Source organism: Quyinboa sediminis, from assembly GCF_042219855.1.
In the GTDB taxonomy this organism is placed as follows: Bacteria; Bacteroidota; Bacteroidia; order Bacteroidales; family UBA5342; genus JBHJHP01.
This window is the reverse complement of record NZ_JBHJHP010000001.1, coordinates 275,407-298,175: the sequence shown is the minus strand read 5'-3', so window position 1 is coordinate 298,175 and position 22,769 is coordinate 275,407. Positions and strand designations below refer to the sequence as shown.

General features: G+C 39.1%; 14 protein-coding genes. 5 read left to right on the top strand and 9 right to left on the bottom strand.

The window, feature by feature from the left end:
• Positions 1 to 35: 35 nt before the first annotated feature.
• From ACE1EF_RS01300 to ACE1EF_RS01270, 7 genes are all read right to left on the bottom strand, one after another.
• Positions 36 to 2,513, bottom strand: a complete 2,478-nt coding sequence (locus ACE1EF_RS01300; protein WP_375718793.1) for an endonuclease MutS2 — start codon at positions 2,511 to 2,513, stop codon at positions 36 to 38.
• A 127-nt stretch (positions 2,514 to 2,640) separates the two neighbouring features.
• The gene (locus ACE1EF_RS01295) at positions 2,641 to 3,783 is read right to left on the bottom strand and encodes an ABC transporter permease (protein WP_375718792.1); all 1,143 of its coding nucleotides are present in this window, start codon (positions 3,781 to 3,783) and stop codon (positions 2,641 to 2,643) included.
• Positions 3,784 to 3,857: 74 nt separating this feature from the next.
• Entirely contained in the window at positions 3,858 to 4,679 is an 822-nt protein-coding gene (locus tag ACE1EF_RS01290) for a class I SAM-dependent methyltransferase (protein ID WP_375718791.1), read from the bottom strand.
• A gap of 2 nt (positions 4,680 to 4,681) precedes the next feature.
• Positions 4,682 to 5,020 carry a 30S ribosome-binding factor RbfA gene (gene rbfA / locus ACE1EF_RS01285; protein ID WP_375718790.1) on the bottom strand — a complete coding sequence of 113 codons (339 nt, stop codon included), beginning with the start codon at positions 5,018 to 5,020 and terminating at the stop codon, positions 4,682 to 4,684.
• 187 nt (positions 5,021 to 5,207) lie between these two features.
• Positions 5,208 to 6,449 (bottom strand): T9SS type A sorting domain-containing protein, encoded by a 1,242-nt coding sequence (locus ACE1EF_RS01280; RefSeq protein WP_375718789.1) that lies wholly within the window; start codon positions 6,447 to 6,449, stop codon positions 5,208 to 5,210.
• Positions 6,450 to 6,539: 90 nt separating this feature from the next.
• Entirely contained in the window at positions 6,540 to 8,207 is a 1,668-nt protein-coding gene (locus ACE1EF_RS01275) for a thiol protease/hemagglutinin PrtT (RefSeq protein WP_375718788.1), read from the bottom strand.
• Between the two features lie 101 nt (positions 8,208 to 8,308).
• Positions 8,309 to 9,772, bottom strand: coding sequence for an aminotransferase class V-fold PLP-dependent enzyme (locus ACE1EF_RS01270; protein ID WP_375718787.1), 1,464 nt, complete (start codon positions 9,770 to 9,772; stop codon positions 8,309 to 8,311).
• Positions 9,773 to 9,962: 190 nt separating this feature from the next.
• Here ACE1EF_RS01270 and ACE1EF_RS01265 point away from each other — a divergent pair, with 190 nt between their 5' ends.
• Positions 9,963 to 10,619, top strand: a complete 657-nt coding sequence (locus tag ACE1EF_RS01265; RefSeq protein ID WP_375718786.1) for a DUF2202 domain-containing protein — start codon at positions 9,963 to 9,965, stop codon at positions 10,617 to 10,619.
• Positions 10,620 to 10,701: 82 nt separating this feature from the next.
• Here ACE1EF_RS01265 and ACE1EF_RS01260 read toward each other — a convergent pair whose 3' ends face one another.
• Positions 10,702 to 11,634 carry a ketopantoate reductase family protein gene (locus ACE1EF_RS01260; protein ID WP_375718785.1) on the bottom strand — a complete coding sequence of 311 codons (933 nt, stop codon included), beginning with the start codon at positions 11,632 to 11,634 and terminating at the stop codon, positions 10,702 to 10,704.
• 150 nt (positions 11,635 to 11,784) lie between these two features.
• On the opposite strand from ACE1EF_RS01260, the gene ACE1EF_RS01255 reads away from it, so the two are divergent.
• On the top strand, positions 11,785 to 12,828 hold the full coding sequence (locus ACE1EF_RS01255; protein ID WP_375718784.1) for an agmatine deiminase family protein: 1,044 nt from the start codon (positions 11,785 to 11,787) through the stop codon (positions 12,826 to 12,828).
• On the opposite strand, the gene ACE1EF_RS01250 is transcribed toward ACE1EF_RS01255, so the two are convergent.
• Positions 12,821 to 13,267: a hypothetical protein gene (locus tag ACE1EF_RS01250; RefSeq protein ID WP_375718783.1), complete on the bottom strand. Its 447-nt coding sequence runs from the start codon at positions 13,265 to 13,267 to the stop codon at positions 12,821 to 12,823. The genes ACE1EF_RS01255 and ACE1EF_RS01250 overlap by 8 nt on opposite strands.
• A gap of 180 nt (positions 13,268 to 13,447) precedes the next feature.
• On the opposite strand from ACE1EF_RS01250, the gene ACE1EF_RS01245 reads away from it, so the two are divergent.
• The 3 genes from ACE1EF_RS01245 (at position 13,448) to ACE1EF_RS01235 (ending at position 22,724) form a co-directional block, all read left to right on the top strand.
• Positions 13,448 to 14,449, top strand: coding sequence for a pectinesterase family protein (locus ACE1EF_RS01245; RefSeq protein WP_375718782.1), 1,002 nt, complete (start codon positions 13,448 to 13,450; stop codon positions 14,447 to 14,449).
• Positions 14,450 to 14,463: 14 nt separating this feature from the next.
• Positions 14,464 to 16,479 (top strand): polysaccharide lyase family protein, encoded by a 2,016-nt coding sequence (locus ACE1EF_RS01240; RefSeq protein ID WP_375718781.1) that lies wholly within the window; start codon positions 14,464 to 14,466, stop codon positions 16,477 to 16,479.
• A gap of 452 nt (positions 16,480 to 16,931) precedes the next feature.
• On the top strand, positions 16,932 to 22,724 hold the full coding sequence (locus tag ACE1EF_RS01235; RefSeq protein ID WP_375718780.1) for a right-handed parallel beta-helix repeat-containing protein: 5,793 nt from the start codon (positions 16,932 to 16,934) through the stop codon (positions 22,722 to 22,724).
• Positions 22,725 to 22,769: the final 45 nt, after the last annotated feature.

The window sequence follows — 22,769 nt, the reverse complement described above, 5'->3', positions numbered from 1 at the left end:
AGTGTAAAACGCGACGCATAATTATGTATTGTTCATTAATAACTAAGGTCCACTAAAGTAATCCCAACACCACCAAGCTGCACATGTTCATCCCGGGCACTATCCACAAATTCAACAGTGTTCAGGTATTCACGAATCATCTGGCGTAAAGCCCCGGTTCCTGTTCCGTGCAGTATCCTTAAATGCGTGGCACCTACCATAACGGCATCGTCCACAAAATTCATCACAGCTCTCACCGCTTCTTCTCCACGCATACCCCGTACATCAATATCACTTCTGAAGTTCAGTTTACGATTCTGAATATCTGTATTTCGGAAAGTTTCAGATGTCTTATAATTATCTTTTTTACTGCGTTTAGCCTCGCGGTTGCTTACTTTTTCAAGCTCATTTAATTTAACCGTGATCCTAAGGTGCCCCAATGCCAGATCAACCTGCGTACCCTTAATATCCAATACCTCAGCAAACGTGTTTCTTGAAATAATCCGTACCGTATCGCCTTTATTAATTTTTTCTTTTTCAGGTCCCTGTTTTTTCTTTTCCGCTTTAGGAGAGGGCTTTTTATTCATTTTTCGCTCCTGCCTCCTCAATAGCTTTTCCATTTCCTTTATTACTGAATCATCCGACGCATTTCCTGAAATTTGTTCTTTCTGTTCCTCAAATTCATGGCGGGCATCTTTTGTTTTCAGTTTATCGGCCTCAGACTCTCTTATTTTGCGTATGGTATTTTCAATCGTTGCATTGGCATTATCCATTAACCGGGCAGCTTCCCTTTTTGCTTCGTCGAGAATTTTTGAACGTTCACCTTTTATTTTCTGAAGCTGTTCCTTATAGGTGTTTTCCAGATCTTCTACCTGTTTATTTTTCTTTCTGATATTATCCCTTTTCCTCTCCCAATATGTTTTATCCCGTAGGATCTCCCGAAGGTGTTTATCAAAATCCATTGTTTCCTGCCCCACTTTCTCTGATGCCAGTTCAATCACCGATTCCGGAATTCCTATTTTTCGTGCCATTTCAATGGCATAAGAACTCCCGGGCTTCCCCACCTGCAGCTGAAACAAGGGCTGTAAATGCTGCTGATCGAACATCATGGCACCGTTTATGATTCCCTGGGTCTGGGATGCATAATGTTTCAGGTTTGAATAGTGTGTCGTTAAAACACCATATGCACCTGTGTTATTAATATGTTGCAAAATGGATTCAGCGATGGCGCCACCGATCTGTGGTTCCGTTCCGGTTCCGAACTCATCAACAAGTAAAAGACTTCCTGGTCCTGCATTTTTCAGAAAATGCTTCATGTTCAAAAGATGAGAACTGTAGGTACTCAGATCATTATCCAGGGACTGCTCATCCCCTATATCAATAAAGATATCTTCAAAAATACCCATTTCAGAACTTTCGTGTACCGGAACCGGGATACCGCACTGCAACATATACTGGATCAGACCAACTGTTTTCAAACACACCGATTTACCACCAGCGTTCGGTCCGGAAATCAGAAGTATCCTGTTGGCTGAATTCAATCTCAGAGAAAGCGGTACAACCTGCTTTCCTTCCCGTTTAAATGAAAGATACAATAATGGATGAACAGCCTCCTTCCAGTCAAATGCCTGCTGATCTTTAACAACCGGCAGGATGGCGTTCAGCTGTCCTGTCAGAATTGATTTGGACCTTAAGAAGTCAATTAGTCCCAAAAAATGAAACGACTCCCCGATTTCATCAAAATGCGGTCGGATATGAGCCGTTAGTTCAATGAGTATTTTTACGATTTCGCGCCTTTCTTCAATTTCAAGCTCCCGTATACGGTTATTGGCTTCCACTACTTCTGCCGGTTCAATAAATGCAGTTTTTCCCGTGGCTGATTCGTCATGAATGATTCCACCGATCTTTCTTTTATTCCTGGCTTCTACCGGTATTACAAGTCTTCCGTCGCGAACCGAAGGTGACACATCACTATCAATAAGACCGTCTGTTTTAGCTTTAACCAGAACACGCTGTATTCTTCTTGAAAGGGTTTGTTGTTCCTGCCGTAAGGTCTGTCTTATTTTTAACAGTTCGGGTGATGCATTGTCCTTCATCCGGCCTTCATCATCAAATACCCGCTTTATTTTTTGGATCACATCGGGAAACTGCAATACTTCTGAAGCCACAGCAGATAGGTACGGATATTTCTCTTTGCGATCTCCTTTGAAGAAACCGGAAATATGACTTAAAGTTTCAAGTGTTTTTCTGAGTTCATGCAGTACTTTTTCACTGAGCCATGTTCCCTGTGGCCGGGCAGACTTCAGGGGTTCCCGCAGATCGGTGAAAAAGCCAATCTCAAAACTATCCTCTTCCCTTCTGATGATCACAAATTCCCAGGTCAGTCCAAGATTAAACCGGATAGTTTCTATTTCTGTCAGGTATGATACATCATCTACAAGCTGTTCTCCAAGTGTAGTCATACACTCAGCCTTCAGCATCCTGCGGATCCTGTCAAAACCAATTTTATCTTCTAGTGTTGCCGGATAAATCATAGTTTATGTAATGGATTACAAAAGTAATATGTATTGTTTAAAAACAACCTGAATTAAAGTTTGATTTACGGTGTGCTGAATTTATGAAAATCTTTAAAAGGCTATAATTATGTTTTAATACATCGGTTCAACCTAAAATCTGCGATGTAATGCGCCTTACAGGATACCAGGAGGCAAGAAATCCTAGTGTGATAACTGATACAAAAACAATTACAAAATCACTAATCAGAACACTGACCGGATAGGCATCAACAATTGAATTTCCACCGTTAGCCAGTTTTAGTAAACCATACTGCATCTGTAGCCAGACCAATACGCCACCGAGTATCACACCAACAATCGTTCCTACCAGAGATATTATCCAACCTTCAAAAACAAAAATCATCCGGATCAACCTGCTGTTGGCCCCCAGATTTCTTAGTGTGTCAATGTCATCCTTTTTATCCATCATTAACATTGAAAGCGATCCAATGAGATTGAATGTAGCAATAAACAGAATAAACATAAGTATAAGGTACCCAATCCATTTTTCAATGTTCATCATATTATAGAATCCTTCCTGCTGCTGAAAACGGTTCAACACTTTAAAATCAGAACCTAAATGCTTTTTCAGATATGACTGTACATCGCTCACATCTTTTTTCTCAGAAACCTTTATCTCTAACTGGGTAAGTTGATTGGTATAATCAAATAGCTTTTGTGCTTCTTCAATTGGCAATAGGATATAATTCATATCATATTCTGGTTGATACACTACAAAAAAACCGCTTGGATAAAGGTAGTCGCTTATAAAATTACTTTCAGGATTAATCATTGAGACCTGACTCTCACGCTTTGGCGCATGGATCACAATCGGAGCAACAAACTTCAGACCTATTCTCAGGGTCCTTGCCAGTCCGTATCCGACTATTGCCGTAGGCTTTTCCCCGTTCCAAAGTGTAAAAGCCCCTTCTACCAACATGGTATCCAGACCGGAGACCCTGGAAAAATTTTCATCTACGCCTTTTATAATAACCGGACTCTGCTTATCATCGTACGACACGAATGCCTGATCTTCTATTACTCTAGACCACCATTCTGCACCGGAATTCACAAGAACAGAATCTATATGGGCATTATAATTAAACACCTTTCCTGCAGCCGGTTGAACTTTGACATCCGGGTTAAAAGCACTGTAAGTTTTTCCGATAAGATCCTCGAAACCATTAAAAACAGAAAGAACCACAATAAGGGCCATGGTTCCGATAGTTACACCGGCTACTGATATCATCGAAATGACATTAATAACGGTATGTGATTTTTTTGCAAATAAATACCGGCGTGCTATTTGGAGTGCCAGTCGCATTACTTCCAGGCTTTCACAATCAGCCCAGTTCCTGTTTTATGGTTTGTTTTAACGTCAGCGTAATTCAATATCAATGCAAACGGATACAATATGAGATAATAGAACGGAATAACAATAAAGAATATTTTACTCACATTCAGCAGTTTGATTGGATATTTCATTGAAATTTTCCATGACAAAGAACCGGGTTTTCCATAACTGTAGCGGGCATCAACTTTAGAAAATCCAGCCGATTTTAATTTTTCTTCTATCTCTGTGATACCATATCCGTCGCGCACATGTTCGTCGATAAACCCGGACACTTCATCGTGATCGTGATCATGATGTGTATCGCTTCCTCCCTGATCAGATGGAGTACTTATCAACAACATCCCACCTTTTTTCATGGCCGCATGAAAATTCCTGAACACCTCAACATCCTCCAGAATATGCTCCATCACGTCCACGGAAAGAATAAAATCAAAGGTTTCAGGTTTACTGAATTGAGTCAGGTCAGCATATTCAAATTTCACCCTTTCTGAGCGGTTAATTTGCTTAAAAAACCGGTTGCAGTCATCAATTTGTTCCTGTTTTACATCTACACCCAATACGTTCCATTTTGGGTTCACCCCTGAAAGATAGTAAGTGTACTGGCCAAATCCTGATCCGGCATCCAATAACATGGCCTCACCCGGATAATTTTTCTTCCACAAACATAACTCCTTTTTTACATGCCAGGTCCGTAACAAAAGAATATCCAGTAACCTGTAAAAGAGTTTTCGTAAAAACGGGGTTTTATTAAAGACATTTCCAAGCGAACGTTTGATAGGATCGTACTGCATGCTTATTCGTTTAACAGTGAATCAATATTTCTTACATAATCTTCAGAATCATCCATGTAAAACTGCAGGTCAGGAATTACCCTTAGTTGATGTCTTACTTTTTTAGCCAAAAGGTTTCTGTAATGCCCTTTATGGATGTTAATTGTTTCAACAACAGAGGCTGCATCTGAAGAAGGGAAAATGCTGAGATAAACCTTAGCTATACCCAAATCCGGTGATACCCTTACAATAGTTACGGTAATGAGTTTACCCGGTGCATGCAGTTGTGTCTCTCTCTGGAATATCTCTCCCAAATCCTTCTGCAAAAGTTTTGCAATCTTTTCCTGTCGTGTTGATTCCATATCTGAAAATTTATGCAAAAAAAGCAAAAATAAGCGGTAAACGGTAATTATTGAATGATAAAACCTAGCAGTAGGGACATAAATATATTCAGACCGGAATAATTAACCCTTATACTGTGAAAATAAATGAAGCATTAGCTTCAGGATATTATGAATTCAATATTTTTAAACACCTGTTCAATAACTATTATTCTTTTATCAATTTACCACATTGTTTTTCGCCATCCGAAATAAAATTATAAATATATATGCCTGCCGGGAGGTACTTTAGAGATAGTTTCTCAGAATGACAAACTGCTTTTGTTAATATAATTCTCCCCTGCATATCATATATTTCTAACGATACATCATCATTACAGTTCTTTTCAATTTCAACATAGTCTTTGGCCGGATTTGGAAAGATCCTGTATTTTGTATTTCCGGAATATCGAATAGATGTTGCATTATTCTCCGAATAAAAAAAAGTTTCTTTAGTTGAATAACCATTATACGTATAGTCTAAAATCAATATTTCAGTCAGTTTATTGGTAAATTTATAATGCGTATTCATTTCATACATCTCCAAGTATCCTGGCGGCAATAATAATTTATGAATTGAATACATTGTATTGTAGGTAAAATTTATCAGACGTAATAAGCGCCAATCTATTTCATTGCTTTTAGACCATTCTGAATATTCCAATAAATTGCCATTTATGTCATAAGAAAAATCTCCTTCTACCGAAAATACCCCTGTCCCCCGTTTGTAAAGAAGAGTATATCCTAAAGAATCATAATAGTACTCTTCCGAAGGAAGTGTAAACCAATTATTTAAATTTTCATTCCATGTAAAACTTTTCTCATTTATTAAATTGCCTTCATCATTAAGAGTATATTCGGTTTTGTGTGAAGGTTGCCAGGTGCTATCAGTCGCATCCCAAATATTTACATATTCTGCTGCAAGCTGTGTATTTTCATATAAAAAAACTTGTTTTCCATACAAACGCCATTCACTTAAAACATAATTATTTAACCACTTATAAGTTATTTTTTCTGATAGTTTATTATTAACATCATAAATATAATCTACCTTTTGGTTTTCTAACCATTTGTGGGCAGTTTCCCAGCGTTTATATTCAACTATATGCGATAAATTCCCATTTTCATCCTGCGTGTATACAATTTTAATATCTCTCACCCATGATCTATCATAACTATTCCATGTAGATCCGATAAAATATATAATTCCACTATCCTTTTCATAAATGAATTCTTTCTTTTTATATATATTCCAATAACCGGTTGCAGTATCCAGAATCTGAACATATGAACTATCAAGTCTTTGATAATCAATTAGTATTTCTGGATCACTTGTCGTTTGTCCAAATGAATTCATTACTAAAAAAATGATAAAACCTGTTATGGTAACTACTTTTTTCTTTCTTATCATTTTTAGTATCCTTTCTGCGTTCACAATCTAAAACTGTCCTGAATGCTTCGGCTTTAATGAAATCATTTAGAACTGAATACCTATCACTTACTAATTTATCAATATTTTCTTATAGAAAGAATTATCCCCAATTGATAAATGAACGAGGTATATTCCTTTGCTTAAATGATCAACATTTATTATTGTGTTTTTTTCTGTTATTTGTTCATCCATCACCTTTGTACCATTCATATCAAATAATTCAAAATCAATTTTGCAATTCTTTACAATGGACCTGAGCACTAACCCATTTAATTTTTTATTGAAATAAACATTAAATCGATCTGAATTAATCATTTGTTTGCTTACTGATGTTGAATTCTTTGTTATGATATCAATTATAAATGCTTTTGAAAAATTGTATCCCTGTTGATCCTTTACATGAATATTAAGAACATATTCATTTTTAATTGATGCATCAAAAATATATTTTGTTTTTAAGCTGTCATTTTCGATATAAAAAGCTGTTTCTTTTACTCCTGACAGAAAGTCGAGACCTCCATCAAGCTGATATATAAAAGTGTCAACTGCTGAATTATCTTTAACCTCAACCTTACCAACAAAACTCCCAGCCGGTATTTTTTCATAGACTTCTTCGGATGATAACGTAATATCGGTGGGACCAAAATATGTATCAGCAATACCGACTATAACACTTTGATTATTGTCAAAACGGTAGCCTGACGGATTTAAATTATCTATTGAATAATACCCGTTATATTTCCCATTCCAACCCCAGTTAACATGAAAATAGTCGTTATTATCGTATCCATCTATATTGAAACTATGGCCGATTTCATCTGTCCCAGAATAAACCAGCACATTTCCTTTATCCAGATCTGACTTTATAAGATTTTTCCAGTCTTGATCTTCAAAATCATAGCGTTCATAATATTTTAGGTCAGCTGAATATCCAAAGTACTCTTTCAGAGCACCAATAATATTAACCGGAGATGCAGCTGAACCTTTTGCACCAAAATCAGTGCTTATCGCTACGGCACAATAATACAGCAAGCGTTGGTTTTCAATATTTGGCTTATTCTTTGCCATTGCGCCCCAATCAAAGGGTTCTTTAGATTCAAAAACAATAGAGATTGCTCCATAAATATCGTGAACATAGCGATGTGCACCAGATAATGGAGCTTCCAGCTTTACATTATACATAGCCTGAGCCATGGCTAAAGCAACACAACCAATCCGGGTATGTCCTCCAGGACCATCGTCATCTACCGGACATAAATTATTCCAACCAGCTACCTGATCCCATTCTATGTCGAGAATAGGGGCAACTGAATTTTGTCCTGATGTTAGCGATCCTTGTCCATCATGTTGTAATTTATCCCACTCCGAACTCTTGCTTTTAAGATTGTCATTTATAACCGATGATATCTGATCACTATATCCATTTATCCACCTTTTTACGTCCTCAGATATATTACTATCCAGTGTAAAGTTTCCTTTCTTCGAATATGCTATAACAGGTTTTATGTTGTCATCTGCGGCAATGATGACCCATCCTTCAGGAGACAGATTAATAATATACTGAGTTGGATAATTTTCATTGTTGATTTCAGTGATATCTTTAAACACGAAATGTTTGTTTCCCAAACCTGAAAGATAGCTTACAGCTATTTTTGAAGCCAATTCCCTTGTCACCTTCGCTGAAAAAGCGGAGAAAACAAATATCAATCCCGCTATTACTAAAGAACTCCGCTTCATATCAGACAGATAACCTATTAAATCAGCAATTTACGAAAAGTTAATTAGTTTAGTGATACTGAGATGCACCCGGGATTCATTAGATCGTAGTATTAAATAAATCAAATCTTAAACCACTCTTCAACTTTTATATCTGAATCCGGTTCATTTTTGTGATAAAATACATTTTTGCGGGGCACATATGTATAGTCCTGTTCCAGTTCCTTGGCATGCTCAGAAATAAATTGGACAGCTTCAATAAACAGATCCACTTCGTCTGTTTTCATTGTCGGATGAAGTGACCATCGAATCCAACCTGGTTTTTCTGTCAGGTCTCCCTGGTTGATTTTCTCTGTAATTAAATCAGAACGTTCATGCGAAACCTCCAGAAGCAGATGGCCATAGGTACCCGCACAGGCACAACCACCACGCACCTGAATACCATACAAATCATTGAGAAGCTTAACGCCAAGGTTATAATGAATATTTTCCATAAAAAACGAAATAATTCCTAACCTTTTACGCTCATTATCAGCAAGAATGTGAACACCTTTAATTTTATCCAGTCCCGCGAATGCCATTTGAAGCAGTTCTTCCTCCCTTTTCATCATTTTATCAGGATCCATCCTCTCCTTCAGTTCAAAGCAGAGCGCTGTTCTTATGGACTGCAAGAATCCCGGAGTGCCACCATCTTCACGGGCTTCAATATCATCCACGTATTTATATTTACCCCATGGATTGGTCCAGTCAACGGTGCCTCCACCCGGATTATCCGGAACTTCGTTTTTATACATGGATTTATCGAAAATAAGCACACCGGATGAACCGGGACCACCAAGAAATTTGTGCGGTGAAAACATGATGGCATCAAGTTTCTGCATTGGATCAGACGGATGCATATCTATCGGATCATATGGAGCTGAAGCCGCAAAATCGATGAAACAGACACCTCCGTATTCATGCATTATAGCTGCCATTTCATAATAAGGTGTATGAATTCCTGTCACATTTGAACATGCAGTAAACGATCCAATCTTAAATTCACGGTCTTTGTACTCCTCAAGTTTAGCTCTCAGATTATCCGTACTGATCAGCAGGTTTTCGTCCGGCTCAATTATAACCACATCCGCATTCGTTTCATACCAGGATGTATGATTAGAGTGATGTTCCATATGAGTAATAAAGACCACAGGGCGTTCACGTTCTTTAATGCATTTTTTACCGCTGTTCAGGGAACAGTATTTTAGTCCCAGTATCCTTTGAAATTTATTGATGACGGCCGTCATTCCAAATCCTGCAGTTATGATTACATCGTTTTCATTAGCATTGACATATTTTTTAATCATCTGATGCGATAAGCGATATGCCTTGGTCATTAAAATACCTGTCTCACTGGTTTCGGAGTGTGTGTTTGCAACAAAAGGTCCGAAATCATGACAAAGTTTTTCTTCAATAGGTTTATAAAGTCTTCCACTGGCGACCCAATCCGCATATATAATCTTCTTTTCACCAAATGGCGTTACAAAATTTGCATCAACTCCGATAATATTTTTTCTGAACGTTTCAAAATACCTCTCCAGATCCATGGCAGGAAAATATTAAGTTTTGCGCTAAGATATCTGGTTATTTTCTAATATTTAATGACTTATGTAATAATTTAATTCATGTTTACCTCAAATCACATCTAAATATCTATATTTTTTAATTTTTATGGTAGGGTTTTTAAGAACCCGTTCGGTTATAAGGCAAATATGTCACACTAAAATTGATTTAATTATGAAAAAGGTAGTATTATTTCAGCTTATAATGGTGTTTGTAGCTTTTGGATGTACACAGGCTGAAATACCGGGCGATGTGGAAGCTGAAGATTATAAAAGCTATTTACTGGATGCCTATCTGGACTCATTAATTGCTGATTCTGCAGTTGTAGCAGCGGACACCGCTGAAATAAACAATCTGTTATTCATGCGCGAAGAAGAGAAGCTTGCTCATGATGTTTACATTACTCTTTATGATAAATGGGGATTCCGGGTATTTAACAATATATCCAACAGTGAACAACGCCATACCGAAGCCGTCCTGACCTTACTGGACTACTATGGTATTGAGGATGTGGTTAATGATAATCCGCTTGGTGTATTTGTAAATGGAGATTTACAGGCCTTATATGATACCTTGGTTGATAAAGGAAGTATATCTGAAATTGAGGCTTTGAAAGTCGGAGCCTTGATAGAGGAAGTTGATATTGCAGACCTGGAAAAAGAGCTGGCACTAACGGATAAGGATCCAATCATTACAGTATATTCAAATCTGCTGATGGGTTCGGAAAATCACCTTAGAGCTTTTGTAAGAAATTTAAACCGATGGGGCGTGGTTTATGAGCCTCAGGTTCTTGATACAGATGCATATAATTCTATTATTTTCGGGGATTAATTATTATTCAGTACAGAAAATGGCAGCTGCCTGGCTGCCATTTTTTTATCTATAACTTCAATCGCCATGAATCCTGTCTCTACTAACTTAAATAAAATTCCCCGCGGGCCACTTTCTCCTGGGGTAATAAAGCATTCAGCACCAACCGGCAATGATCCACTTTAACATGTAATTTATCGGCAAGCCTTACTACTGTTCCCATCTGTGCCTCCAGTTCCGATGGCTTCCCTTCCATGATATCACGTTGCAGCGAAGTTGTTGCATCCGAAGGCATTTTATCAGCAAAAGCCATAGTCTCTTCCACCATTGATTTTGTAACCTTTACCCCTTTTGCCAAACCGACATCAATCATTTCGCTGAGTATATCTTTCAGGAGTTGCCTGGTTTCCGGTAGTTTCATAAAAACACCGAATGGAACACGCGTAAGAGCGCCCAAAGCGCTTGTTGAAGTAATAAATAAAAACTTACGCCACATTTCAAGATCAATATCTTCGGCAATGTGGAATTTAATTTTACTTTTTTCAAATATGGCTGCTATTTCTTTCACACGGTATGTAACCCTGTTATCGAGCTCTCCAAACGTAATTGAAGGGTCATAGGCATCATGCCTGATGACACCAGGAGAATCTATCCAGCTGAATATTCTGCAAAGTCCTCCGAGAACCTGGGAAGGACTCATCCATTGCTGTAAAATTGAAGGGGCATCAATGCCGTTTTCAATGGGTAACAGAATCGAATCTGTCGTGGTTATTTTTTTTATCATCGGCTCAAGGGCATATATCTGCCATACCTTTACTGCAATGATAATCAGATCAAACGTTGTATCCGGGTCATCTGTTGCCTTTGCCGGGTGGATTTTGAAATCCCCGTTGACACTCTTAACTTCAAGGCCGTCGTTCTGAATGGCTTGCAGATGTTCACCACGCGCTATAAAGGTTACATCATAACCTGCTTCAGCCAGTCGCCCGCCAAAATAGCCACCTACGCCTCCGGTTCCAATTACACATATTTTCATCGTTATCGTTTTTTTTTTGAAAGAATGCAAAGTTAATCAATATGCTTTTTCCGAGTATGTGATAAAAATCAAGATAATTTCTTCATCCTGTCTTTTATATTTATGTTATAACAATAGATTTGGTATTGTGTTTATCTCTATTTTTGTTGCATGAATGACAAGCGTATCAAACGATTCATTCCACCGGAATGGCACCCGACCGGAGCTGTGCAGCTTACATGGCCGGATGAAAAAACAGACTGGAATTACATGCTGAAAGATGTCACAAAATGTTATCAGAATGTAGCAAAAGTTATTAGTGATCACGTTAAACTTCTCGTAGTTTGTCGTGATCCGGTAAAAACAGCATCGTTCCTTTCTCATTGCGATCCGAACCAACTCATTTTCGTCAGGGCGGAGCTCAATGACACCTGGGCCCGTGATCATGCCTTTATCACTGTTCTGGAAAACGACACCCCGGTGTTCCTCGATTTCGGGTTCAACGGCTGGGGGGATAAATTTAATGCTACCGATGATAATCTGATCAATCAAACTGTTTTTGAAGGACATGTCTTTGCAAATGGAACCTATGAGGATCATAATCACTTCATCCTGGAAGGAGGCAGCATAGAATCTGATGGAAAAGGTACGATCCTGACCACATCAGAATGTTTACTGGCTAAAACAAGAAATGCAACGTATCCGAAGGAAAAAATAGAAGAATATCTGAAAAATTCACTGGGAGCAGAGCGTGTTTTATGGCTCAATTATGGCTGGCTTCGGGGAGATGATACAGACAGCCATATAGATACTCTGGCCAGATTTTGTGCGCCGGATACCATAGCCTACATAGAGTGTTCCGATCCCTCAGACGAACATTTTGAGGCACTTGCCGGCATGAAGGCCCAATTGCAATCCTTCCGGCAAACGAATGGTAAACCGTATAGGCTTATTCCGCTTCCGATGGCAACACCGGTATTTGATTCTGAAGATGGTCACAGATTACCAGCAACTTATGCAAATTTTTTAATCGTTAATACCAGTGTACTCATGCCTGTATATAATCAATCCACAGATACAGAAGCCAGGAAAGCTTTGCAGGAAGCCTTTCCTGAACATACCATAATACCTGTGGATTGTTCCCCTTTAATACGTCAACATGGATCACTGCACTGCATCACAATGCAGTATCCTGCTGAAGTTTCATTTATTTAAACATAAAGATTTTCCTGCTCTGACCATCAGGAACACCGATTATAAAATTGATATATCCACTTTTAGGTTGTAAATCACCTTTTTGAACATATCCCTCTCCTTTTGGCATACAGGTTCCCCATGCACCCGAAGCCTGACAGTCATCAAGATCGGTTATTTTAACAATAGTATGATTACCGACAGTGATAAAAACTGAAGTATAGTCTTTCGCTTCTTTTAATAATTCAGGCAGAGATTCTTTTGTAATATCCGCGGTTTTAACAGCTTTCTGAGCCGCCAAATCATTTATGCTTTCAATAGGCAACTGATCATCCAAATTGGCATCAGCCATCACCATCACGCCTGAAAAAAGTTTGGCAATGGTTTCTTTTTTTGATGTCTGTGCATTTAATACAGCAAATGAGAATACTGCAACGGCAATAAATAAGATCTTTTTCATCTGTTAAATTTTAAAGTTAATATTAGTTTTTCGTAATCGTAGTTGATCCAAACAGAGTTTAAAGATAGAAAATTTGTCTGTTCAAACCTTAAAAACATACTAAAAGTGTTTCTAAATAATCGCCGCGTTTTTGAATATCCTCATCTTACCCTTATCTTCGCAGTTGCTAACAAACTTGCCATGTTCAGGAGAAATACGTTATATGCAACACTCGTGGGATTAGTTTTGGTTCTGGCAAATTCTGCCGCTGCTGACAAGTACGAAATGGTGGTGGCGCAGGATGGTTCCGGCGATTTTACAACTATCCAGGAAGCAATTGATGCCACCAAGGCATTTCCACCCCAACGCATTACAATCTTTGTTAAAAATGGTACCTATCACGAAAAGGTCCGCATTCCATCATGGAATAATAAACTCTCTCTGATCGGTGAAAGTGCTGAAAACACGATTATTACCTACGGGGACTACTTTAGTAAAATAGACAGAGGCAGAAACAGTACCTTCATGACTTATACCCTTCTGGTAGAAGCGGATGATTTTTATGCCGAAAACCTTACGATTATCAATTCAGCAGGACGTGTGGGACAGGCGGTGGCCCTTCATGTGGAAGGCAATCGTTGTACATTCAAAAACTGCCGCATCAAAGGAAATCAGGACACTTTATACGCAGCGGGTCAAAACAGCAAACAATATTACGATTCCTGCTATATTGAAGGCACTACAGATTTTATTTTTGGTGCTGCCACAGCGGTGTTCAATTATTGCACCATTCATAATTTAACGAATTCATATATCACAGCTGCAAGTACACCTAAAAGCAGACCTTTCGGTTATGTCTTTTTGAACTGCTCGCTCACCGCCGAACCAAATGTATCAAAGGCATACCTTGGCCGGCCTTGGCGTCCATATGCCAAGGTAGTTTTCATGCATTGTAATTTGGGGAAACATATCGCTCCTGAAGGATGGAAAGAATGGTCTAATAAGGGAAACCTCACAACGACGTACTATGCAGAGTACAATAATTCCGGATCTGGTTCTCGCATGAATAGCAGGGTCTCATGGAGTCATGAACTAAGCAAAAAAGAAGCTAAAAAATACACATTAAGCCGGATATTCTCCTCCGATATGGTTAATGATCCGGAGGATTTATCATGGCTATGTAAATCAACATTAAAGAATTAAACGTCACACATTCAATGCATCAGAAAATATTTATTCCGTTTATTTTATTATTTTTCAGGTTATCACTGATTTCAGCTCAGCCTACCGTAACTGCCACCATCAGTGAAAGCAGTCGTACAGCTACCATGTCAAATGGTACTGTATCGCTTTCAATTAACAGCAAAGGACAGGTAAGCAGCATAACATTAAATGGTCATGAGTTTGTTTCAAACGGTGGAAAGTTTTATTTCAGCTATAATGATCAGGATGCCTATTATGAGCTTAATCCCGATGGTATTCGCATTCAGAAACAAACGGATGATTATGCCGAAGTTGTCTATTCCAATACGACCGGAAACATTAAGGTTGAACAGGGATTTATTCTAAAATCAGGTGTTAACGGTTTATATTCTTATGTCATTGTCAGAGGAACATCAAAGACTACCAGATTAAGGGAAATGCGCGTGGTTTACAGGGTTGATCCCAACCAGTTTGATTATGGTTATGTGGATGATTCCATGCAGGGATATTTGCCATCTGTAGATGTGATGAAAGCAGTTGATGGAAATGCTATAATGGATGCAACCTACCCCCTTCCCGACGGTTCAATCTACACAAAGTATAACTGGGCAAATTACATTGTGCGTGACAGTGTACACGGCATCATGTCAGATGCCTATGGCCTCTGGGCTATTCCTGTGAGTACAGAATATATGAACGGTGGACCGATGAAGCAGGAACTCACCGTACATACAACCACAAAAACACCCCTGGTATTACAAATGTTGCAGGGGGAACACTTTGGTGCTTCAGCGCAGACCTATGAAACAGGAGATGAAAAAATATATGGTCCGTTTTTTATTTATCTCAATTCAGGTGACTCTCACGAAGGGATGGTGGCTGATGCCAGATCACAGGTCGCAGTTCAGAAAGCCCAATGGCCATTTTCATGGTTGGAAAATGATCTGTATCCCCTGAATCGCTGCACAGTGAATGGACGCATTAAAGTGCCCTGGGGAGTTTCAGCGAAAGGTATTCAGGTGGTTCTGGCACAACCCGGATCAGACATATATGAACAGGGCATGGACTATATGTTCTGGGATAAAACTGATGCAAGCGGAAACTTCAGTATTAAAAATGTACGGTCCGGTGAATATTCGGTTTATGCTTATGCAACATTGGGCGATGTGACCGATGAATACTATCTTTGGAAAGTAAGGTTATCAGGATCAACCGTAAATCTTGGCGAACTGGATTGGGATACAGAAAAACGTGAAAATCTTTTATGGACTATCGGAGAAAACGATCGCCTTTCTGACGGCTATAAATACAGTGATACAATCCGTCAGTATGGTTTATATGAATTGCCACCGGCAAACCTGACATATACAATTGGTTCAAGCACACCGGATAAAAACTGGTATTATGCACAAACAAAAGAGGGAAACTGGGATATTAAATTCAATCTGGATCGTACTTACAGTGGCACAGCCTACCTGACAGCTTCAGTTGCAGGTGCGGCCAATAATCCGGAAATTGATGTATATATAAACGGTTCAAGAAAAGAAACCTGGACCTTCAGCAACGATGCCAGCATTTACAGAAGTGCTGTGCTGGGTGGCAAACATACAGTAAGAACACTCACATTTCCTGCCTCTAACCTCCATACCGGATCCAATACTATCCGGCTCAAAATGAGTAATGTTGGAAACCGGGGCGGCGTAATGTATGATTGTATTAAACTTGAAACAGGCGGTCTTATAACTTCAGTTCAGAATCCGGACATTGAAAATCCTGATAAGCTGGCATGTATATCCAATGTACAAACCGGACAGGTTAAAATAGCCTATTATGCCAAGGAGACTGAACACATAAAGATTAATATTTTCGACCTGAAGGGCACATGTGTAAAAAGTATATATCAGGGACCTGTGGTTAATGGCAAGCATATCTTTACCTGGTCTGATGACAAAAAGCAACCCGGAATTTATATCTGCACTGTCGTTACAGGTGATAAAACCTTCACAAAAAAACTTATTATAACTAAGTAATATACAGCCTGTTCTCTCACCCATTTATGCATGTTTAGATTTTAATTTGTCACATTTTTCAAATACGGAAATATTTCCGTATTAAACAACTCATATTCAATATTTTATATATTATTTTTTTCGTTTAAAAAATTGCAATTGTCACTAAAAATTGTCATATATTTGGGTGGCAAAAGGATTTAATTTTACCCATATTGGACCCTAATTGATGTGTTTTATGATTCCACATAAAGCTAATCATTCCTCTAATAACTGTGCTTAGAACAGAATGTATTAACATACTTTATAAATGTGTTTTTTTGTGACCTTATGAAATTCATTTCTACAATTCTGCCTGGCAGTCTGACTGCTTTGTTTATAAACGCTGAATTGTTGCCTATACTTCATCTACAGGAACAAATCATTTAATAATTTTCCCTTGAAACAAATAAAAAAAAACAGGAGGACATGTCATGTTTCGTATCCAATTAGTACTAATCTTTTTTCTGCTTTTTTCAACGAGTAAACTATCAGCTCAGCTTTCCGGAACCTATACAATTGGCTCCGGTGGTGATTATTCAACTTTTTCAGCAGCCGTTAGTGCGCTGACCAACGATGGTGTCAGCAGTGCCGTAACTTTTGAAGTTTTAACCGGAAATTACAGCGAACAGGTTGTGATACCGGCTATATCCGGAGCAAGTGCTTCAAATACCATAACCTTTCAGGCTCAGTCAGGTAATGCAGGTGATGTCATACTTTCATATACGGCTACCGGATCCGGGGACAACTATGTTGTACGAATGGACGCCTCATCATATATTACGGTTAACAACCTTACCCTTTCGGCTTTTGGTGCTGCTTATGCACGTGTCGTGGAAATTCTGAATGCGTCTCATCATATAACAATGAGCAATGTGGTGTTAAACGGGAATGCGTCTGCGACATCTTCAGGCAGTCAGTATCTTGTTACCGCAAATAATACAGTTATCACAAATCTGCTTTTCGATAATTGTACCTTCAACGAAGGATCTATTGGCGTATATCTGCAAGGGTTTAATGGAAGTAATTTAAGTGGATCCAATATCATTCAGAATTCCACTTTTAACAGTGTCGGTTATTATTCTGTATATGCTCAGTATCAAAATAATATTCAACTCACTGACAACGAAGTCATAGCAGGTGACAATGGGTTTTATTTGCAAACCTGTCAGGGTGAGCAGAAGATCCTCAGAAATATTATAAACTGTAAGGATTATGGTCTGAATATTTACAGCTGTACCGGTGGTAGTAATTTAGTTACTGACCCTGGTCTAATTGCCAATAATATGATTACTGCATCCAATAATTACGGAGCATATATCTATAACAGTAATTACCAGAACTTCTACCACAACAGTATTAACATGACCTCCGGAAATGCAAATACCGTAGGATTTTACATCTATAGTGGTGGCAACAACAATGTAGTTAATAACAGTTTTGCACACATGGGATATGGTGTGGCTGCGCAGGTTCAATCTGCTTCATCGGTGAATGAACTGGATTATAATAACTATTTCAGCAACGGCAATTATCTTGTGGAATGGGGAACCGACGGCATTTATAACCTTGCTGATTTCCAGTCAGCCAGCGGAAAAGATGTACATTCTGTATCGGTATATCCCGGTTATACTTCAAACAGTGATTTACATACAATGACTCCCTGGCTGGACGGTAAGGGAACCTTCCTTGGCGATGTGGCACAGGATTATGATGGTGAGAACCGTGATGGTTCCACGCCTGACATTGGTGCTGATGAATTTACACCCGATGCAGCCAATACCACTCCGCTGGCCGGTCACTATACTGTTGGAGGAAGCAGTCCTGATTACGCAACACTTGCCGATGCATTGTCAGATCTGCTCGTAAAGGGTGTTTCAGATTCCGTATTTCTGGATTTCAGAAATGGAAATTACAGTATACGACAGACCATTTATACCATCCCTGGCAGCAGTATGGATGCACCTGTCGTTATGCAGTCAGAATCAGGTAACCACGATAATGTCATCCTGTACAACTATGCAACAGATGCCAATGACAATTATATTCTACATCTGCATGGAGCTGACTTTATTCATTTCCGAAATCTGGGGTTTTCAGGGAACACTGATAATTCCGCATACAGCAGAAATATTGCTCTTACCGGCGGTGTGAACCATTTTAAGATGGAAGGTTGTAAACTTAACGGATCTCAAAACTCCAGTACATATGCAGCCTTGTTATCGGGTCAGACGGCACTTTACAATTCAAGGCTTATTGAAGGCAATATTTTTAACGGTGGTGGCTTTGGTATTTATACATCCGGTATTAACAGCAATACCCGGAGCATGAATGCCGTAATTAAAAATAATGAATTTAACGATCAGCGAAATTATGCGTTACAGGTTCAGTATGAAGATGATATCAATGTTACCGATAATATGGTCAGTGCACCATCCGGAAACGGAATTTACCTGCATACATGTAATGGTGAAATAAGGGTATTGCGAAACATGGTACAAACCTCCAGTTATGGCTTAAACATTTACAGCTGTACGGGAGGAAGCAATCTTGCAAACGGACCCGGCCTCATCGCAAATAACATGGTCTATTCCTCAAATAACTATGGTCTTTATAGCTATAACAACAGTAATCAGAATTTTTATCACAACAGTGTAAACATGACCTCCTCAAATACGAACACGGTGGGTTTCTATATTTACAGTGGAGGTAATAACAACGTTGTCAATAACAGTTTTGTGCATATGGGATATGGTGTTGCTGCACAGATTCAATCAGCATCAGCCCTTAATGAACTGGATTATAACAACTATTTCAGTAACGGGAATTATCTGGTGGAATGGGGAACCAGTGGTGTTTATGATCTGGCAGAATTCCAGTCAAACAGTAGCAAAGATGCCCATTCTGTTTCAGTTTATCCGGGGTATTCATCAAACACCGACTTACATTCCATGTCACCATGGCTGGATGGAAAGGGGACATATGTCAGTGATGTAACCCAGGATTTCGATGGTGAAAACAGGGACGGATCAACACCGGATATCGGAGCTGATGAGTTTACACCGGATGCAGCCAATACAACACCCATGGCTGGTCATTATACGGTGGGTGGAAGCAATCCTGACTATGCAACGTTGGCTGATGCCGTTTCAGATTTGCTTATTAAAGGTGTGTCTGATTCCGTTTTTCTGGATTTCAGAAACGGGAACTACAATGTGCGCCAAACATTTTATTCGATACCAGGAACCGGTACGGAAGCTCCTGTAATTCTTCAGGCAGAATCCGGCAACAGAGAAAATGTGACCCTTTATTATTACGCCACAGATGCCAACGACAATTATGTAATTCATGTACATGGTGCAGACTATATCCATTTCCGGCATATTGGTTTCTCCGGGAATACCGATAATTCTGCATACAGCAGAAATATAGCGCTTACCGGAGGAGTCAACCATTTTAAGGTTGAAGATTGTGTGCTGAACGGATCCCAGAATTCCAGCACATATGCAGCTTTAATATCTGCACAGTCGGTTCTTTATACTTCCAGGCTCATTGAAGGCAATGCGTTTAACGGCGGTGGTTTTGGCATTTACTCATCAGGTATCAATAATAATTTCCGGAGTATGAATGCGGTTATAACGAATAATGAGTTCAATGATCAGAGAAATTATGCTCTTCAGATACAGTATGAAGATGATGTAATGGTTACCGATAACATGGTCAGTGCACCTTCAGGAAACGGCGTTTATCTGCATACCTGCCAGGGAGAGATCAGGGTATTGAGAAACGAAATTCAGTCGTCAGGTTATGGCATGAATTTATATAGTTGTGCCGGTGGAAATGATTTGGAAACCGGACCGGGACTTATTGCAAATAACATGATTAATGCAACAAATAATTACGGTGCTTATCTCTATAATTGCAGTTTCCAGAATTTCTATCATAACAGTATTAATATGACATCCGGTAATGCCAATACTGTAGGTTTTTATATCTACAGCGGAAGCGGTAATAATATTGTTAACAATAGTTTTGTTCATATGGGTTATGGCGTTGCTGCTCAGATACAGACAGCATCAGCCGTCAATGAAATGGACTATAATAACTACTTCAGCAATGGCAACTACCTGGTTGAATGGGGAACAGACGGCGTTTATGATTTGGCAGATTTCCAGTCTAACAGTGGTAAGGATGTTCATTCAGTTTCAGTTTATCCGGGCTACAATTCAAGCAGTGATTTACACACCATGTCGCCATGGCTGGATGGCAAGGGAATAAACCTCAGTGAAGTAACTCAGGATTTCGATGGTGAAAGCAGAGACGGATCTACGCCTGATATTGGTGCGGATGAGTTTACTCCGGATGCTGCAACTACGACTCCAATGGCAGGCCATTATACTGTTGGCGGTAGCACCCCTGATTATGCAACGCTGACCGATGCTGTTTCAGATCTGCAGGTAAAGGGTGTCTCCGATACAGTCTTCCTTGATTTCAGAAACGGAAATTATAACATTAGGGAAACGTTATACTCTTTCCCCGGAACAGGCATGGAAGCACCGGTCATCCTACAGTCAGAAACAGGAAACAGAGATAACGTAACGCTTTACTATTATGCCACCGATGCTAATGACAATTATATTTTACATTTACATGGTGCCGATTTTATTCATTTCCGCGATCTTGGATTCGCAGGAAATACAGATAATTCAGCATATAGCAGAAATATAGCACTTACCGGAGGTGTTAACCATTTTAAACTGGAGAATTGTAAACTTACCGGATCTCAAAACTCAAGCACTTATGCTGCATTAATTTCGGGACAAACAGTGCTTTATAAATCCAGACTTATTGATGGAAATGTTTTTAACGGTGGTGGATTTGGAATTTATACTTCCGGAATAAATGGAAATTACCGAAGTATGAATGCTGTTATATCCAATAATGAATTCCAGAATCAACGCAACTATGCTGTTCAGGTTCAGTATGAAGATGACATTTCAATTATGGATAACATGGTCAATGCACCATCGGGAAACGGAATGTATTTGCACACGTGTAACGGTGAAATCGAAGTGCTTAAAAACAAAATTTATTCAAACAGCTATGGCCTGAATTTGTATAGCTGTAACGGAGGCAGTGATCTGGAATCTGTTCCCGGTCTGGTTGCCAATAATTTTGTGACATCAAACAATAACTACAGTGCTTATCTGTATTCCAGCAGTAATCAGAATTTTTACAATAACAGTGTTAATCTGACCGGCGGTAATGCAAATTCTACTGCATTCTACATCAACGCGGGTGGTAACAATAACATCGTTAACAACATTTTGGTAAACAGCAACGTCGGATATGCATATTATGTCATTTCGGCGGCATCAATTGGAGTAAGTGATTACAATGATATCTTTACAAATGGAACAAATGTAGGATATTGGGGTGCAAACAAAGCAACACTGGCCGATTTTCAGGCTGCAAGCAGTAAAGATGCAAATTCAATTTCAGTTGATCCGCAATTCGTATCTGCAACTGATTTACATGTAACCGCTGAAGAGATAGACAGTGTAGCTACACCATTGACTGAAGTAACAACCGATATAGATGGAGAGATGCGTGATGCAACATTTCCGGATATTGGCGCAGATGAATTTATTTTTGGATACAACTATGCACCTGAGATAACATCTGAACCGGATACTTCGGCCGTCATAACACACAAATATGAGTACCAGGTTGTTGCATCCGATAAAAATGGGGATGAATTATCATATAATCTGACTACTGCCCCAACATTCCTCAGTGTAGATGCCATGGGCATGATATCAGGAACACCTTCATCCGGTGATATAGGTGAACATACCGTTGTTGTAGAAGTTACAGATGGAAACGGAGGAAGCGTTACCCAGACGTTTACTTTACATGTTGAGATGAATGTGGGACTTGATGATGTAAATTCAGGCTCACCATCAACATTCATGCTTTACCAAAACTATCCGAATCCTTTCAGTAATCTGACTTTCATAAAATATGATTTGCCAACAGCCGGTCATGTTAAACTGGAGGTTTATGATATTAACGGACGTATGATAGAACAACTGGTGAATAACAGACAGGATGCCGGTTCTTATGCGATTCCATTCAACGCTGAAGATCTGACTGAAGGCCTGTATTTTTACCGGATCAGTGCCGGGACTTTCAGTGCTGTACAGAAAATGGTTTTAAACAGATAGCATTAGATTAATAACAAAAAAAACAGCTCCCGACGGGAGCTGTTT

Coding starts and splice junctions, on each gene's coding strand:
- ACE1EF_RS01300 (WP_375718793.1), bottom strand. CDS start 2,513: ATGATTTATCCGGCAACACTAGAAGATAAAATTGGTTTTGACAGGATC.
- ACE1EF_RS01295 (WP_375718792.1), bottom strand. CDS start 3,783: ATGATATCAGTAGCCGGTGTAACTATCGGAACCATGGCCCTTATTGTG.
- ACE1EF_RS01290 (WP_375718791.1), bottom strand. CDS start 4,679: ATGCAGTACGATCCTATCAAACGTTCGCTTGGAAATGTCTTTAATAAA.
- rbfA (WP_375718790.1), bottom strand. CDS start 5,020: ATGGAATCAACACGACAGGAAAAGATTGCAAAACTTTTGCAGAAGGAT.
- ACE1EF_RS01280 (WP_375718789.1), bottom strand. CDS start 6,449: ATGATAAGAAAGAAAAAAGTAGTTACCATAACAGGTTTTATCATTTTT.
- ACE1EF_RS01275 (WP_375718788.1), bottom strand. CDS start 8,207: ATGAAGCGGAGTTCTTTAGTAATAGCGGGATTGATATTTGTTTTCTCC.
- ACE1EF_RS01270 (WP_375718787.1), bottom strand. CDS start 9,772: ATGGATCTGGAGAGGTATTTTGAAACGTTCAGAAAAAATATTATCGGA.
- ACE1EF_RS01265 (WP_375718786.1), top strand. CDS start 9,963: ATGAAAAAGGTAGTATTATTTCAGCTTATAATGGTGTTTGTAGCTTTT.
- ACE1EF_RS01260 (WP_375718785.1), bottom strand. CDS start 11,634: ATGAAAATATGTGTAATTGGAACCGGAGGCGTAGGTGGCTATTTTGGC.
- ACE1EF_RS01255 (WP_375718784.1), top strand. CDS start 11,785: ATGAATGACAAGCGTATCAAACGATTCATTCCACCGGAATGGCACCCG.
- ACE1EF_RS01250 (WP_375718783.1), bottom strand. CDS start 13,267: ATGAAAAAGATCTTATTTATTGCCGTTGCAGTATTCTCATTTGCTGTA.
- ACE1EF_RS01245 (WP_375718782.1), top strand. CDS start 13,448: ATGTTCAGGAGAAATACGTTATATGCAACACTCGTGGGATTAGTTTTG.
- ACE1EF_RS01240 (WP_375718781.1), top strand. CDS start 14,464: ATGCATCAGAAAATATTTATTCCGTTTATTTTATTATTTTTCAGGTTA.
- ACE1EF_RS01235 (WP_375718780.1), top strand. CDS start 16,932: ATGTTTCGTATCCAATTAGTACTAATCTTTTTTCTGCTTTTTTCAACG.